Raw genomic sequence first — 14,131 nt, forward strand, 5'->3', positions numbered from 1 at the left:
GGGTGCGTGGATCGTAGGTCATCGTGGGTGGGAAAAGTGTTATTTAGCCAGCTGCATTCCCGGTTCTTAGGTGCGAGTGACGCCACACAAATGATGGGTGAAGACTAACTTTTTTTTGGGTGATCTGCACATGAATCTTGGAGCCTGGAACCAAGGGGATAGTTAGATCTCCATAGGTGATGGACACCGAAGTCTTGACGGGGACCATGCTGCAGTCGGTGCAATACCTCTCACGGGAGAGCTTGCCACATTTGGCGCATGGAAATGGCTGGTTCATCATGGTGAGTCTGAGGGGGGCTGAGTAGATTTCAAGGGGCCTTTCGCAGTGAAGCTTTGAGTTCAGAGAAGAATCCTTCGTTTTGGTACAGCTCTTCAGCAGTCGGAGCGGGACGCATGGCGGCATCCTGATAGTTCCAGCCTGCGTACCATTCGGTGCGTGACTGGTGGGACATGCGGGCGTCGGAGATGTGGCAGGGTTTGCCAGCAGCGCGGGCCGCTTTGCCGTTGTGGAAGTGATGGCTCTCGGGCTGTTTCATGGCCTGCATTTCTGAATGAGCATCTCCAACTCGCAGGCCATGGCAAAGCCTGCACCTGCATTTCATCAAAGCTCGTGCACCAAGGCAATGCGCGCTGGATAAGAACCTCTAGATAATTGGCCAGGTCCATGGCTTCTTCCTGGGCGTGGATCAGCCAGGCGAGCTGATTCAGGTCTGTGCGCGTGAGCTTGGTGCCGTATTTGAGCTGCCCAGCTTTGGAGCGTTAGGCGAGTTTTTGGGCAACAGCCACAGCTTCAGCATCTGGATCTGGGCCGCTGAGCATTTTGGCTCTGACCTGGTCAACAATAGGATCTCCGCATGATTGGATGGTATGGGTAGAATGTGCGCCGTCTCGTTCGTCCTGGGACATGGGGCAGTCACAGAATGGCATCAGGGATTTGTCGCCGCAGTGCGGGCATGGGGTGTTTGGAGACTTCATGGCTTGGGCTTGTTTGATTTGCTCCAGAGAGGGTTGATGATGGTGTCCTGGGGAAAGACATCGGCGTATGCCGAGACGGAAAAGCCGAGGTGCTGATAGACCCAGCGGCGGGTTTCAACAGTGCAGGTGCCTTCGCTTTTGACGGCGGTGGCAAGCTTGTTGAGATCAAGAGCCCCGCAGTAGAAGAGCATGTCGAGAGCGCGGAGGCGTGGAAGGCGCTGAACGCCGTCTTTATCCACCCGGATGCGGATCAGTTTGCCGTTGATCTGAATGGTGCAGTAGCGGCTCATGGCTTACGCGCCCTCCCTCTTTGAACGGTTGATTACTCCGACAGAGTGTCCTGTGTGCCAGGCTTCCAGCAAAAGAACACAGCGAGGCGTGTAGGCGGTGATGAGCTGGGGCAGGTGTTTTTCGTTGCCCTGTTCACCGTCATAAAGTCCCATGTCGAAGGCGATATGCTCTTCTTCAGAGTGGCCGCAGTCGCTTTTGCAGCCACCGGTGTCAGGCACGTATGAAGGGTGCTCAAGAATAGGTGAATCAGCTTCAGCCAAAGCCGCCGCAAAAAGTCTACGGCAAAAACCTGCCAGTGTCATATTTTTGGACTTGGCCAAGTCGCACAGCTTTTGGTGCTGATCGTCTTCAATATAAGCTCCGGCGAGTTTCATCATGCGGCCTCCTGGTGAATGAGTTGGGTCTTGGCCAGCCGGATGGCGTCGGTGGCAGAGATGGACGTGGCGGTTTTGCTGATGCGTTCGGCTAGCTTGAGAGTCATCTTCACGGCGCGGCTGGCTCCGCCGTCTTTGGCGCGGAGGATCTCCAGAGCCTGGCTCTGTGCGCCTTTGTCATTGGCGGCTTCAGGCATGTAGGCCTTGAGCAGGGTCAGCACGCTGGCCTTGTCCACATCGGAGCGGGCCTCGCCTCCGGCATCGGTGACATCAATGCAGCGGCCCAGGCGGCTGGCGTGCTGGTCATTGGCCTCAAAGAGGCGCACGATTTCAGGATTGCCAAAGAGGGCAATGGGTGTGCGCGTGGCGTCGAAGAAGTCCATGATGAACTTGCGGGAACGCGATGTCAGACGCTGGGCATTGTCGATGATGATGAGGCGGTCGGAATCGCGAAAGGTGCGCACCAGGGCCTCGGCCTTGCTTTCGCCTTTGGCACAACGCACGCGGGCGATGGTGCAGAGTTCGCTGATGAGCTTGTCGCGCCCCGTGGTCCAGTCCCAGATGTGCAGGTACACGCAGGTGGGATTCTTGGAGGCGTAAAGCTTGGCTGCGCAGGTCTTGCCTTTGCCAGCAGGGCCATAGCCGACGCCGATGTGGCGATTCTGGTGGATGAAGTCGAGGTATTCAAAAACGGACTTCACACAGAAGCCTTCTTCGGCCAGCTGCATGTCATCGCCCTGCATCAGCTCTTCCTTCAGGAGGAAATTGGCGATCGCGTCTTCAAAGTTTTGCAGGTTGCCCTGCCATTTACCCTCGGCGTAGCCGCGATAGCGGCTCACATAGGTGGCCTGGTAGCCGAGTTTGCGGCCCAGCTTGTCATCAGACAGGCTGAGGCGTGTTTGCAGCGCGAAAAGACGCGCTGCGAGCTGTTCATTGCGGGTGGCAGTGGCGGCGCTGGGCGCGGCCTCTTTACCAGTCGGGCTCTGTGTTTTCATGGTCGTGTGTGGTTTGAGTTTCCTGGGCGGGAATGGATGTGGAGGCGTTCACCAGGGCCGTGGCACGGCGGGTGAAGTCCTGCTGGGCCTGGGTGTGGGCGGTGATGACGCGGCGGTTGTGCGCGTTGCGCTGCGTTTCGCGGCGGGTGATGTGGGAGTTGCGGTCTCGTGTTTCAGCGAGGGCCTCGGCAAGGCGCTGATTGCTGCGTTTAAAGGCTTCTTTCGCGGCTTCTGCATCAGCCCTGCTGTGGCGCTTCACGGCCTTTGCGATGCCGAGGAATGCGCCGCGCTGGCGTGTGCCGGAATACACCCAGAGCACGCGGGGATTGAAGGGATTGATGACGACCTCGTAGGTCTCGCCCCATTGCAGCTCCTGCTCGCGGCCATTGGGGCAGAGCACGCGGCCTTCAAAGGTGAGCACACCGGGGGCGATCTCCTTGTCCTCAAACTCAAACATGCCGTCGTCTCCGAGGCGGCGGGGCTGAGCCAGGTCAGAGTAAAGGATCTCTGCTACTACTGAATCAGGGGCTTTGATCAGCTCGCTCTGCTTGGCACGGCCCATCTCAAACACCTCATGCGGGCTGAGGCGGCGCGGCATCCAGCAGCGCTGGTCGGCATCGGCCTGGGCAAGGATGGCCTGGCGGGAGGCCGGTGCCAGCTCCATGAGCTGAGATTCGGTCCACCATTCGGAGCTGGTGGGCATGAGGCGATACTGCCGGGTGATGAATCCCAGCTCGGCCCATCCTTCCAGGTCGTGATCATCGCGCTTGTTGATCGCGTCCAGCACGGCTGCGACCATTGGCACCAGCTGCGAGTGCCATTCAAAGGTGCGGAATCGCAGCATCTTCATGACTTCAGGAGGCAGGCGGCGGGCGAGTGCCAAGAGGCGCTCATCAGCGCGCTCAATGACGCCCAGCCATTCGGGCTCGGTGCGGTCGTGGCCGGTCTGGGCTGGCAGCGCGGCAAGCTCGTTGTGAATGAGATTATGCAGGCTTTCCAGGGCGGCTTTATGGTTCGGATTGCCACCGCCGCCGCGCCCATCTGTCATGCCTGCCAGCGCCTGAATCTTGCCACGGAAGCCGGAGTCACTGAACTGTACCAGGTCACCAAAGGCCCGCGTGAGGATGTCACGAACGGGGCCGCGAATGGCGGCGGTGCCGTGCTCAATGACAAAGGTGGTGCCGCGCTGGCTGATTCCGTGGGTGGTCAGGATATTGGCGAGGAGAAAACGCATGTCCCCTTCATTGATCCCGGCCTTGGTACCATCAGCGCGGTAGAGCTGGGGCTTCATGCCATAGGCAAAGCGGGAACCGCTCAGCAGATCCAGAGCGCCAAGCTGCATCGGCACCACGAGCTTGCTGGAATCGACCAGGTGAGCTTTAAAGTCGAGCTTCACATCGTCCATCACCACATGGCTCATGTGCCAGAGACCGACGCGTGTGCTCAGCACCTTGGGCGCAAAGCGGGCCTGCGCAGCGCCGAGGCCCTGGCGGAGCGCGGTCAGCTCCAGCTTCTTTGGCAGATGCCTGTAGAGGTTGCGTCCCTTCCCTCCCCATCCTGCGGGCAGATTGGGCCAGCCTGGCCAGCCTGCATAGCCGGGCACATGGGTGAATTTTTCGTCCTGAAGCTCAAACGGCTGATGGGCGCGCCAGATCCTGACCAGGTGCCTGTAGGCCGGGGCGGTTTTTCGCTGGTAGCTCTCTACCAAACGCTTCCAGAAGCTGATGAACTCAGCGGGCAGTCCGTTATCAGCTGCCAGGCCGACGCCCTTGTATTGAGGCACCAATCCAGCCCAGCCAAGCTCTGCCACACGCGCCAAGAGACGATCAAAGGTGGCACGGCTGACATGCAGCCTATCCATGGCCTCAAGCTTCGTGATCTGACCGTTGTGAAACTGCGTCAGAGTCAGATGGCGCGTGTTGAAGAGCACGCGCCATTTGGCCGGTAGCTGGCCGATGGCGTCGTGGTCTGAAGTCTGGAGGGCAAGAGATGACATGGTGGTGGCAATCACTTTTGAGGAGCGCGTTTGACCTGGCAGAAATTCTCCTGGAACCAGCGGATCATGGCCCAGCCCTTGCCACCATCAGCACAGTCAAACCAAACTTGATGGCGTGTCGTTCGCGTGATCTTCACGCGCTTACCTTCATTGATCCAGGTCTGGCCTTTTTTGGGAGTGCTCATGATTACTTCACGGATTGAAGTTTCTTCCTGGCTGCTTCGAGGGCGGCGTCGGCGGTGGTGCGCAGATCCGGGTCAATGCGTGTGTGGTGTCCAGCGACAAACCAGGCATCGAAGGTGTTAAGCAAAATGGTCAGCTCGTTGGCGGCGTCCTGTTTCAGCTCTGCTGCTGTTTTAGCGCGGGGCTTGTCATTGCCACGGCTAGAGCTGCCACGCTTCTGCGGACTCTCAGGGCTGAAGCGGTCCAGCCAGCTCTTCTGGCTGGTGCCGTTGATGTACTCAAAGAGGCTGAGCTGCTTCTCTTCGCAGCCTTTGGGCAGCTGCTTGGCTGGTGTGGTGACGAGGTCGGGGAGGGAGATGAGCTTGGCGGTCTTGGCCCCGACGATCTGCGCGTAGTCCTCGCAGATGGCCTCGGTGACATGGAGGAAGCGCAGAGCGGTGGGGCGCTTCACTTCTGGGGCGTATTTTTCGAGCCATTTGGCAAGAGTCAGGCGATCATTGTCCACGTTGGACTTTGATTTCCGATCTCCGCCGCGCTGGGTCATTTCGGGGTGCAGCTCACGAAGCCGCATCATCATGGCACCGAAGATGACGACCTGCTGCATGCCGCTTGTAGCGAGCTTGTATTGCTCGGTGAGCTGGCGTCCCATGAGGGCGTCATCTTGGGCTGTGGATGGGGTGGAAAGGGATGGCGTTTTCTTGCTCATAGAATGGCGGAGCTGTGTTGGCGGAGATGGCTGTAGATGGCCTCGGCGGCGAGGCGCTCGCGCTCGGCGAGCTGGATGGTGGGTTGTTTGTTGGCGGCGGCGGCGTGGTGGTAGTGGCTGGCGCTCTTCCAGATCATCATGAGGCGTGCAGGCACCTCACGGGTACAAGCCTCGCACACCAGCCAGCCAGCAGGCACCTTGCCGCCGCAGATGTGGCATGGTGGCGTGCTGCGTGGCTCCATGCCTGCCAGCTTGATGCGCATGTCTCGCAGCCCCTCTTTAGCTTTTTCGATCTGATGCCGAATGACAGGCGTGAGGCCGGGGCGGCTTTCGAGTGCAGCGAGGCGCTTCTCGGCCTCGGCGATCTCGGAGCGGAGCTTGGTGGCCTCAGCACTCATAGGGCGTCATCATCATGGGTGGTGTCTCTGGCCACGGCGATGGGCTGGAGCTGAGACAGGCTGGTGAGAAGCACGCCACCTTTCAGCGAGACATGCGAGACGAGGGCGTGGTCATTGCGGATCTCTTCAAGGCGCACGCGATCCCCTGGCAGCAGGCGCATCGTGCCGCTCTGGTCGGAGCACTCGATGGGCTTGCCCACGATGCTGATCGGGAAACAGGGGAGTGTTTCACGGTCACGGCCATGCGGCGCGAAGGTGAGCAGATCGTTGATGTTCACGCCTTACGAACTCCTTTCGCTTTTGAGAAAGGTTTCCAGGTGGCCTTGGCGGTGCCGACAATGAAGCCGCGCAGATAGGCCTCTGTGGCGATGCGTTCAGGGGATTGGTGAAACCTGTCTTTTTCTCCGCGTGCTGTCAGCCAGCGGTCATAGAGATCTGGATGCGCTGTGTTCACGCGCTGGGCGCATAGGGGGCACAGCAAGGCTCCCACAACCCACCCTCTTGGGCATCCGGGGCAGTCAGTCGCATGCTCGGGTTTATTGCTCATGCGGCCTCCTTCATGCTGGCAAGTTCAGCGGCCTCTTTGGTGGCAAGCTTTGCAGTGGATTTTTTGGCGCGGGGCTTGGGGGCGGGCTTGAGGCTGGCGCTGACTTTGTCCACCATCTTAATGCCGTATTGATCAAACCAGGCCGGGGCCTCGTCGTAGTGGCGGGCGATGTATTCGCGGTCAAGCTCCACATGGACGCGGAGGCAGGCATTGCATGCCAGGGCTGTTTCTGTGGCCTTGTTGGTCTCGGCGACTTTGACATCGCGCTGAAGCATCTGGATGGCTACCTCTTCGTCCTCCACCTGCACGGCGCTGGTTTCGCGGATGCCGAGGCAGTAACCGTTCTCGATCAGCGTGCGGGCGTCGGCGAAGATGTCGTCGCCATGTTCCAAAGCCAGCTGCTTGGCCTCGGCTTCGAGCTGATCAAGCTCCAGCTGGTAAGGCGAGGCGACTTTGTTGAGCGCAGCAGTCAGCGCCGTAATCTCGGCCTGCGTCTGAGAGGTGACAGCGATCAGCGCAGCACGTTTGCGGGCGTAATCATTGATGAGCTGGGAGGCGCGTTCGCGGGGCGTGGGATTTGGGGTGATGTCTTGCATGGGATGAGTCGTGTGGGGGTTGGGGATTAGCGGTTGCGGTTGAGCCAGGCGCGCACCTTGCGGCGCATGACGTTCGGGTTGAGCCAGTCGGTCTGCGGCTGGCGGTGGCTGAGGCGCTGATACAGCGTCTCTGTGAGGCGCGGATGGGAGCCGATGAGGCCGGGGAGCCTGCGGCGGCGCTCGGCGCGCAGATGGCGGATGAGGAACGCCAGCGCGATGAGATGCAGCGCCAAGGAGGCGCTGAGGACGGTGTAGTGGAGAGGGCTCATGGCAAAATGGGTGAGATTGGCGGTTATGATCCGGGCTCGTTAGTGGCTGCCCAGAGTGCTTCAGCGAGCTTCCAGGCATCATTGATGGTGCGGTTGACACAAAGCTTGATGGTGCAGCCTTCACTCGTGGTTTTGAGTGGCTCATAGATCATCACAGTTGCCGTGGAATGTCTCACAAGGCGGCATTCCATGTTGTCGATCATCGCTTTATTGATGGTCTCTATTTCTGCGTCTGTGAGTAAGCAGATAAGTGTGGATGGTGATGTCATACTTACGCAGCCCTCCCGGTTTGAGTGGTGGTGAAGAGCTTGGCCAGGCGCTGGTTGAGAGGCAGGCGTGCACTGGCGCGGCCCATGTTTTGCAGGTCGTTGGCAATCGCGGCGACGAGCTGCGTTTGACGCACAGCGCGCACCATGGGGTTGAGCGTGCTGCGCTCCTGGGCCTTGGGGTAGAGCGGCAGCGTGGGCGCGTGCTTGCGCATCAGCGGGGCGATGCGGTGGCGCGGCGGAGCGTCGGCGTTCAGCGCGACCTCGTGGCAGGGGATGCCGCTGGCATTGCGCACACACCAGGGCGCGATGTAGAGGGCCAGATCCTGCGGCTTCTCATAGGGGCTGAGGCGGATCTGGTCCTGTTCATCCAGCTGCTTGAGTGTCTCTTGCAGCCAGGGCAGGTCATCGTCAGTGAGCCCGAGATCCACGCGGACGTGGGCGATCAGGACATAGACTGTGGCCTGATTGCTGGCGAGGCGGGCGATGGAGTCCAGCACATCATCTGCGGTGCAGCTGATGGTGCCGGTGTGGATCTGCACGGCGGCGCGTGGAGCGCGGCGGGCCGTATGGGTGCTGTGCTGGGTCGGGTGCATGGCGTGTGTGTGGGGTGGTGTCTGTGTTTGGTCTGGGGTTAAGCGCCCGTTTTGAGGCGGGACGCGAAATCGAACTCCGGGTGATCAGCGAGAGCCGGATGGGGAATGATGTTGCGCGGGCGGCGCTGGGTCTGCGGTGCAGGCGCGGCGGTGGCATCTGAAAGCGGCTGTGGTGCTGCGACGAGCTGCGCCAGGGCCACGAGATTGGCGGGCATGCGCTGCTTGATGCTGCGCATGAGGGTGAGCTTGTCCCCCGTGGTGCTGCGCACGATGTAGATGAGCAGCGATTCACGTGTGATGGTGATGTTGCGCCGCTTCGCGCCGCTGCCCCGGCCTTCATCGGCCTGGGCCTCAATGCGGCCTGCTGCGATGGCCCGGGCGATGTGGTCCTCACTGCGCCCCAGCACATAGGCAGCCTGAGCGATGCCCATCTCCCGGGGCATCTCCATCAGTCGTTCAATGGTGGCATTCATGGCGGTGGCGTGTGGATGGGGTGGGCTCAGGCGGCAGCGCGGCAGCAGCCGTCGCAGTTGATGTCACCGCAGGGCTCGGCAGGGTGGACTGATGAATGCGAAGACGACCTGGGCTGAGACTGCTGACTTTTTGCGGAGGCTGATACTATGCTGCTGCCAGACTGAGGCAGGGATGCAGGCCCCCGCTGCGGTGCCAGTGACGGCTGGGATAGAGGCGCAGATTGATCTGTGGATTCGGAAGAAGCTTGGGCCTGATCTTCAGCAGACCATCCCTCCAGAGATCCGTTGGGGTCTCCTTCAGCGAGCGCGTGCTGCACTTGCTTATGCAGGGAATGCCGCGCTGCATCGCCTTCCTGAGCCTCAGGGCTCTCTGCCAAAGGCGCTGGATGTGCTGCTGCTGCAGATGGCGGGCAAGCTGCCTGTGCCTGGCCTATCTGCGGATGTGCCTCCTTGGCTGGAGTAGCAGGCTCTTGACTGGCTGCTAGTGGATGTTTGGCCGCTGCACGTTGACGGAGTGGTTGCAGCTGCGCTTCAAGCCGGGCCTGGGAACGTTGCAGCGCGGCCCGTGCCACCTCCTGACTGGCTGGAGTAGCAGGCTCAAGGGCTGCGGTGGTGATCTCCACCTTGATGGCGTCCTTGAAGAGCAGGGAGAGCTGATGCGCGGCGGCGGCTTCCTGCTTCCAGTAGTCGGCGCTGGTGCCATCCTTGGCAGTGGCGGCAAGATGGGAGCGCTCCAGCAGCTGCTCTGCACGCAGCGTGCAGGCCTCTTGCAGCAGGAACATCTGATCAACGGTGAGCTTCATGGCGGTGGGTGGTCGGGGTGGGAAATCAGGCGGCGCGAAGTGTGGGTATGGTGGATGCGGGACGTGTCGGCGCAGCGGGTGTGAGGCATTGGAACTGCCAACCTTCATTGATCATGAGCGTGAAGGCGGTGCTGAGGACGCGGTGGTCGCGGTCAGTGCAGACGAGTGACGGTGCCCAAAAGGAGACGACCACATCTGATGAGGCGATCTTGGCAATGATGGAAGCCGCCAGTGCCAGCCGCACAGGGTGACTGTTGAACAGTTCGCGTCGTAACTCGTTGAGTTGATCAACGGTGATCTCAGGATCAATGGACTTGAGGCGGCTCATGCTTCCCTCCTTTCTTCATTGCAAAGATTGAGGAATTGCATCTGGGCTAGATCAGCGTCGCGAAGCTGTGAGGCGATCCGTTGAGCGTTGGCATGCAGAGCCGGTGAGGTGTCGCGGGTAGCTTCCGCAATGCCCTCATAGACATCAGCGCGCTTCATTGGAGGCATGTCTGCCAAGTGGGGCAGCACGGCCTCAACCAAGGCATGAATGCGAATGCGACGGATCGCGATATTCATGACAGGCCGAGCTCCTTTCGGATGAGGTCTTTGGTCGGGTGGAACATCGACTCGTGATTGATGGCAATGCTCACCGTGTTGCGCTCTTTGCCGATGCGGCGAGCTAAGCCGGTTGTGGTCATGCCTAGGTCGATGAGGCGCTTTTTGACGAGGGTTTTAAAATTTTGAGGTTGTGGCTTCATGTTTACTGAGTAAGCAGTCGCTATGCACAAATGATAATTGCACACTCACTAAACATTTCAACATAAAAATGACCAGAAAATTAACATTTGCCGACAGAGTGCTGTTGTTACGCAGAGAAATGAAGCTCAGTCAGTCCGCATTTGCAGAGTTACTGCACATCGGTAGAAGCTGGATGAGCCAGCTTGAAAAAGGAGAGGAGCCATCCCCAATGCTGGTTGGCCTCTTTGAGAAGATTGAGCGCGAATGGGCAGAGCGGCATCAGGCAGGCCATACGACTGAAGAGGTGGCATCGTATGTGACGGGTGCTCGTGGAAAGCTCCGGCATGCACGCGAAGCTAAGGGGTACACACCAGCTCAAATGGCAAAGCGCATGGGATATAGTCAGGTCGGAACCTACATCGACATTGAAGAGGGGCGGAGCCAGATGGGGGAGAAAATGGCACGCAAAGCAGCAGAAATTCTCGATCTAGACGTATCAGAACTCATGAGCGGTTCAGATCATCCCATCGAACGCGGCGCTGTAGTCGGCACTTTTGGAGCTGTGCCAGACATTCATCTGCCGCCTGGCATGACGGCCAAGTATGTGCCGCTGCTGGCCATGGCGCAGTGCGGCCCCAATATGGCTTGGGATGATGGAGGTTACACGCATCAGGGTTTTCTGGCGTTCAATCCTGAAGATCCCAAGGCATTTGCGGTGACTCTTGCGGGTGACAGCATGATGCCAAGGATAGAGCCTGGAGATGTGGCCTTGATCTATCCCAGCCAGCAGCCCAAGAATGGCAAGGTGGTGCTGGCCAGGCTGAATGAAGACAAGGGTGGTGATGTACTGGTGAAGGTGTACCAAGCCAATGGCGACACGATCACCCTCAGCTCCTACAACCATGGGGCCTATCCACCGATGCAGTTTCACCGTGGTGACTTTGCATGGATCTATCCTGTGGCTAAAATTACAAAAGACATGTGAGTATGACGCCGTCCAAATCACTCCAATTTTTCATCTGGCAAAACAGCCAAAGCATCGGCCCCTACACCACGGCAGTCATCAAGCTCATGCTGCAACGTGGGAGGGTGACAACGGCCACTCTCGCTGCCAAAGAAGGCAGCGATGAGTGGAAGCCGATCCAGGATTACTCAGAGCTGGAAAATCGGCCGCTCTGTGAAGCCGCGATGTCTGTGAGGCGGCATCATGAAGAAAAAGCAAACGCGTCAGATTCTGAGCCAGCTGCTGAGCCGGAGAAAAAAGAGGCGGTTGAAGTGGTGCCACCTGTTACCCCCTTCACGGTTGAGGTGGTGGTGGAATGGCTGCAAAACCTTGCGATCCTCTTTGCATTCATCGCTATGGGAGTTGGTCTAGTGGCGGCGGCTATCGTTGGGGTTTACGGCCTGTGGTTTGCGGTTAGTGCAGGCGCAACGGCTCTGATGCTTTGGCTTATTTCCGTCACTGCACCGCGCAAGATGCAGTGAGTGAGCCACAAAGTCTGATGCCTGATAAAAGCCGCGCAGAGATGCGCGGCTTTTTTGTGCCGGTGTGGTGCGGTAAAGGCGGGTAAGGCGGGGTGCTGATGGTGGGTGGGTGTGGCTCAATGGCGGTGCACGAAGCCGTGTGTTCCTGGTCGGGGACGTGCGGCACATCGGTCCAGGTGGCTGATGTGCCGCGCACTCTGGCGGGGCATGGCGGCTGGAGTTCTCGCTTCCATCCTTATCCCCACCACGATCATGATCTCATCCCTCAACCTTCTGCTGCGTCATCTCTTTGTGGCGCTGGCTGCCTACATCTCGGCGCATGGCATTGAGACCTTGCCCAACTCTCACAGCCTGCTCCTCGGGCTGCTCATCCTTGGCGCGGTGTGCGTCTGGTCATGGGTGGCGAAGCTGCTGCATCTTGATCCATCCATGCTGACGCTGAAGCGCCAGGAGGTGCTGCGTACAGCGCTGGGTTCTTTTGTCAGCCAGCTCATCACCTTCGCGAGCACCTACTATGCAGTGGATGCCAATGATCCAGCTGCGCTGTCTGTGGCCGTGATCAATGCGATCGCATCACGCTATGGCGTGCATCAGCAGATCGCGCATCAGACGCCGCTGGAAGTGGCCACGGCGCTCAAGGCCATGGCTCTGGGATCGGTGCTCATGCTTAGTTCCTGCGCCAATGTGCTGACCTGGCTGGCCTCTCCCGCCGGGCGTGCCACTGTCTCTCTCGCTGAGCTGGGGCTGGATGTGGCAGCGGCCAAAGGCAAGATCAGCCCCGGCCAGGTGGTGAATGTGAAGCAGGGCATCGCGGTCGTCACCGATCCGAGCGACTCCACTGTGAGCAAGGTTTTCAAGCTCGAAGAGCTGGGCCTCAAGGCGGCGGTGCAGACCGGCAAGCTCCAGCCCGGAGATGCGGTGATCATCCAGCAGGCCAGCGCCATCGTGCAAAGTGCCGTGCAGCCGCCAGCGGTGCCGGTGCAGCCCTCCGGCAAAGCGCCTGCAAGCGTGCTGCCTGCCTCATGAATTTATTAACCCACCCCACGCCGCGCAACCCCTGCCATGGCCATAGGAAAGCATGCTGCCACATGCGGCCATGGCGGGGGGATCTCGGATGAAAGGACTCCATGAAATTCCTCTTCGCTGCCGCCTGCCTGATCTCATGCTCTTCATGCGCCTACTATCATTGGTGGCGTGGGGATGCGGTGGAAGACCGGGCCGTGGATGAACTCAATAACCGCTATGCCCGCTGAACCCATGGCCATGAACTATCAAATCGTCGCAGGCATCCAGGCACTGCTCGGCGTGCCTGATGACGCAACGTGGAGCCCCACGGATCAGGAGGCGCTCATCAAAGCCTCTGCGGCGGTGAAAAAGAAGATCCAGAAGATCCTCGGTGTCACAGTGGATGGCTGGTGGGGGGTGCAGTCTCAGAATGCACTCAATGCTCTTGTGTCGGCTTGTGAGGCCTGCACAACGGCCTGGGTGAAGGGCAAGGCCTCTACCTTTGCCGATCCTGTCGATGTGGCACGCTTCAAAGCCTGCAAGCAAACAGGCAAGTCTGATATCGCCTGCTCCCGCGTCGGAGACAATGGCATTGGTCAGTTCGGCGACGTTACCGCGCAGACCCTCACGCCATTCGTCGCTGTGCATGCGGACTACATGATATCGCGCTGGGGCAGTGTGCATGCGGCGGCTCGCAGGCCGGTGCTGGTGCGGATCAAAGGCAAGACCCAAGAGATCAAGGTAGGTGATCGCATCAGCGAGCGGGGCCGCATTGATCTCAATCCCGCCGCCTGCCTCCTCTACGGCATCAAGCCGCCTGCTCTTGTCGATGCCGAATGGCGGTGGGCCTAACCCTCTTTCTAACGCGCTCATGATCACACTCGCCTCCTCTACCGATATCTCCTCTGTGCCTGCTGACTTCGTGAAGTACTTCATGATCATGGTGGGCTTTGTGATCACGGGCTTGCTGGCCTACCGCAAAGGCACCGCAGCCAAAGGCACCAAGGATGAGCCGCTGAACGTGGCTCAGCCTTTGGAGGTGAAGAAACGCACTGAGTATGCACGCAAAGAGGAGACTCAGTCAGAGTTGGACAAGCTTGAGAACACCTTGAACGCGATGAACCGCGAGAGCGTGCGCCAGGCTCAGCACACCAGCGAGGAGCTGGCCTCCGTGGCCAAGGCGGGTGCAGAGCGCGAAGGGCGACTAATGCAGGCCGTGCATGACATGGAGAAGAGGTTCACCCAGCTCATGATCAACGAGGTTAAAGGTCTGCATGATCGGCTTAATCCTGTCAGTGAATCCGTGGCCGGTCACAAGGCATCGCTGGCGGGCCACGAAACGCGTCTCGCCAGTCTGGAGCGGACGCTCAATGACAACGTCTCCCGGCTCCATCAACGCTTTGACGATCTCATGAAGAGCAAGGCCAAAAACTAATCTCATCCCTCC

The 14,131-nt window shown here is 59.5% G+C and carries 24 protein-coding genes; 6 read left to right on the top strand and 18 right to left on the bottom strand.

Annotation, left to right across the window (positions count from 1 at the left end; translation table 11 throughout):
* Window positions 1–308: 308 nt before the first annotated feature.
* The 18 genes from HNQ65_RS13380 to HNQ65_RS13465 all read right to left on the bottom strand — a co-directional run bounded on the left by HNQ65_RS13380 (window position 309) and on the right by HNQ65_RS13465 (window position 10,214).
* Complete coding sequence (locus HNQ65_RS13380) at window positions 309–536, bottom strand: hypothetical protein (protein ID WP_184340049.1); 228 nt, start codon at window positions 534–536, stop codon at window positions 309–311.
* Between the two features lie 435 nt (window positions 537–971).
* Window positions 972–1,265 carry a hypothetical protein gene (locus tag HNQ65_RS13385; protein WP_184340050.1) on the bottom strand — a complete coding sequence of 98 codons (294 nt, stop codon included), beginning with the start codon at window positions 1,263–1,265 and terminating at the stop codon, window positions 972–974.
* 3 nt (window positions 1,266–1,268) lie between these two features.
* Entirely contained in the window at window positions 1,269–1,643 is a 375-nt protein-coding gene (locus tag HNQ65_RS13390) for a hypothetical protein (RefSeq protein ID WP_184340051.1), read from the bottom strand.
* The gene (locus HNQ65_RS13395) at window positions 1,640–2,635 is read right to left on the bottom strand and encodes an AAA family ATPase (RefSeq protein ID WP_184340052.1); all 996 of its coding nucleotides are present in this window, start codon (window positions 2,633–2,635) and stop codon (window positions 1,640–1,642) included. The genes HNQ65_RS13390 and HNQ65_RS13395 overlap by 4 nt, the downstream gene beginning before the upstream one ends.
* Window positions 2,610–4,631: a hypothetical protein gene (locus HNQ65_RS13400; RefSeq protein WP_184340053.1), complete on the bottom strand. Its 2,022-nt coding sequence runs from the start codon at window positions 4,629–4,631 to the stop codon at window positions 2,610–2,612. The genes HNQ65_RS13395 and HNQ65_RS13400 overlap by 26 nt, the downstream gene beginning before the upstream one ends.
* Before the next feature lie 11 nt (window positions 4,632–4,642).
* Window positions 4,643–4,816 carry a hypothetical protein gene (locus tag HNQ65_RS13405; RefSeq protein ID WP_184340054.1) on the bottom strand — a complete coding sequence of 58 codons (174 nt, stop codon included), beginning with the start codon at window positions 4,814–4,816 and terminating at the stop codon, window positions 4,643–4,645.
* A gap of 2 nt (window positions 4,817–4,818) precedes the next feature.
* Entirely contained in the window at window positions 4,819–5,520 is a 702-nt protein-coding gene (locus HNQ65_RS13410) for a hypothetical protein (protein WP_221306159.1), read from the bottom strand.
* Window positions 5,517–5,918, bottom strand: a complete 402-nt coding sequence (locus HNQ65_RS13415; protein WP_184340056.1) for a hypothetical protein — start codon at window positions 5,916–5,918, stop codon at window positions 5,517–5,519. Before HNQ65_RS13415 ends, HNQ65_RS13410 begins: the two co-directional genes overlap by 4 nt.
* The gene (locus tag HNQ65_RS13420) at window positions 5,915–6,196 is read right to left on the bottom strand and encodes a hypothetical protein (RefSeq protein WP_184340057.1); all 282 of its coding nucleotides are present in this window, start codon (window positions 6,194–6,196) and stop codon (window positions 5,915–5,917) included. Before HNQ65_RS13420 ends, HNQ65_RS13415 begins: the two co-directional genes overlap by 4 nt.
* The gene (locus HNQ65_RS13425; RefSeq protein WP_184340058.1) at window positions 6,193–6,372 is read right to left on the bottom strand and encodes a hypothetical protein; all 180 of its coding nucleotides are present in this window, start codon (window positions 6,370–6,372) and stop codon (window positions 6,193–6,195) included. Before HNQ65_RS13425 ends, HNQ65_RS13420 begins: the two co-directional genes overlap by 4 nt.
* 89 nt (window positions 6,373–6,461) lie before the next feature.
* Complete coding sequence (locus HNQ65_RS13430; RefSeq protein WP_184340059.1) at window positions 6,462–7,061, bottom strand: hypothetical protein; 600 nt, start codon at window positions 7,059–7,061, stop codon at window positions 6,462–6,464.
* A gap of 26 nt (window positions 7,062–7,087) precedes the next feature.
* Window positions 7,088–7,330: a hypothetical protein gene (locus HNQ65_RS13435; RefSeq protein ID WP_184340060.1), complete on the bottom strand. Its 243-nt coding sequence runs from the start codon at window positions 7,328–7,330 to the stop codon at window positions 7,088–7,090.
* Between the two features lie 271 nt (window positions 7,331–7,601).
* Window positions 7,602–8,192 (bottom strand): hypothetical protein, encoded by a 591-nt coding sequence (locus tag HNQ65_RS13440; RefSeq protein ID WP_184340061.1) that lies wholly within the window; start codon window positions 8,190–8,192, stop codon window positions 7,602–7,604.
* 38 nt (window positions 8,193–8,230) lie between these two features.
* The gene (locus tag HNQ65_RS13445; RefSeq protein ID WP_184340062.1) at window positions 8,231–8,665 is read right to left on the bottom strand and encodes a hypothetical protein; all 435 of its coding nucleotides are present in this window, start codon (window positions 8,663–8,665) and stop codon (window positions 8,231–8,233) included.
* Between the two features lie 26 nt (window positions 8,666–8,691).
* A complete protein-coding gene (locus HNQ65_RS13450) occupies window positions 8,692–9,468 on the bottom strand; it encodes a hypothetical protein (RefSeq protein ID WP_184340063.1) in 777 nt (258 codons plus the stop codon).
* 25 nt (window positions 9,469–9,493) lie between these two features.
* A complete protein-coding gene (locus tag HNQ65_RS13455) occupies window positions 9,494–9,796 on the bottom strand; it encodes a hypothetical protein (protein ID WP_184340064.1) in 303 nt (100 codons plus the stop codon).
* The gene (locus HNQ65_RS13460) at window positions 9,793–10,032 is read right to left on the bottom strand and encodes a hypothetical protein (RefSeq protein WP_184340065.1); all 240 of its coding nucleotides are present in this window, start codon (window positions 10,030–10,032) and stop codon (window positions 9,793–9,795) included. Before HNQ65_RS13460 ends, HNQ65_RS13455 begins: the two co-directional genes overlap by 4 nt.
* Window positions 10,029–10,214 (bottom strand): hypothetical protein, encoded by a 186-nt coding sequence (locus tag HNQ65_RS13465; protein ID WP_184340066.1) that lies wholly within the window; start codon window positions 10,212–10,214, stop codon window positions 10,029–10,031. Before HNQ65_RS13465 ends, HNQ65_RS13460 begins: the two co-directional genes overlap by 4 nt.
* Window positions 10,215–10,282: 68 nt before the next feature.
* Between HNQ65_RS13465 and HNQ65_RS13470 the strand changes: the two genes are divergently transcribed.
* The 6 genes from HNQ65_RS13470 (at window position 10,283) to HNQ65_RS13490 (ending at window position 14,119) form a co-directional block, all read left to right on the top strand.
* Window positions 10,283–11,179 (top strand): S24 family peptidase, encoded by an 897-nt coding sequence (locus HNQ65_RS13470; RefSeq protein WP_184340067.1) that lies wholly within the window; start codon window positions 10,283–10,285, stop codon window positions 11,177–11,179.
* A gap of 2 nt (window positions 11,180–11,181) precedes the next feature.
* Entirely contained in the window at window positions 11,182–11,679 is a 498-nt protein-coding gene (locus HNQ65_RS13475) for a DUF4339 domain-containing protein (RefSeq protein ID WP_184340068.1), read from the top strand.
* Between the two features lie 252 nt (window positions 11,680–11,931).
* Window positions 11,932–12,705, top strand: a complete 774-nt coding sequence (locus tag HNQ65_RS13480) for a hypothetical protein (RefSeq protein ID WP_184340069.1) — start codon at window positions 11,932–11,934, stop codon at window positions 12,703–12,705.
* A 101-nt stretch (window positions 12,706–12,806) separates the two neighbouring features.
* Window positions 12,807–12,932, top strand: a complete 126-nt coding sequence (locus tag HNQ65_RS26830; protein WP_281382094.1) for a hypothetical protein — start codon at window positions 12,807–12,809, stop codon at window positions 12,930–12,932.
* Complete coding sequence (locus tag HNQ65_RS13485) at window positions 12,922–13,536, top strand: hypothetical protein (protein ID WP_184340070.1); 615 nt, start codon at window positions 12,922–12,924, stop codon at window positions 13,534–13,536. The genes HNQ65_RS26830 and HNQ65_RS13485 overlap by 11 nt, the downstream gene beginning before the upstream one ends.
* 19 nt (window positions 13,537–13,555) lie before the next feature.
* Window positions 13,556–14,119, top strand: a complete 564-nt coding sequence (locus tag HNQ65_RS13490; RefSeq protein ID WP_184340071.1) for a hypothetical protein — start codon at window positions 13,556–13,558, stop codon at window positions 14,117–14,119.
* Window positions 14,120–14,131 lie beyond the last annotated feature (12 nt).

It is taken from the genome of Prosthecobacter vanneervenii (assembly GCF_014203095.1).
In the GTDB taxonomy this organism is placed as follows: domain Bacteria; phylum Verrucomicrobiota; class Verrucomicrobiia; order Verrucomicrobiales; family Verrucomicrobiaceae; genus Prosthecobacter; species Prosthecobacter vanneervenii.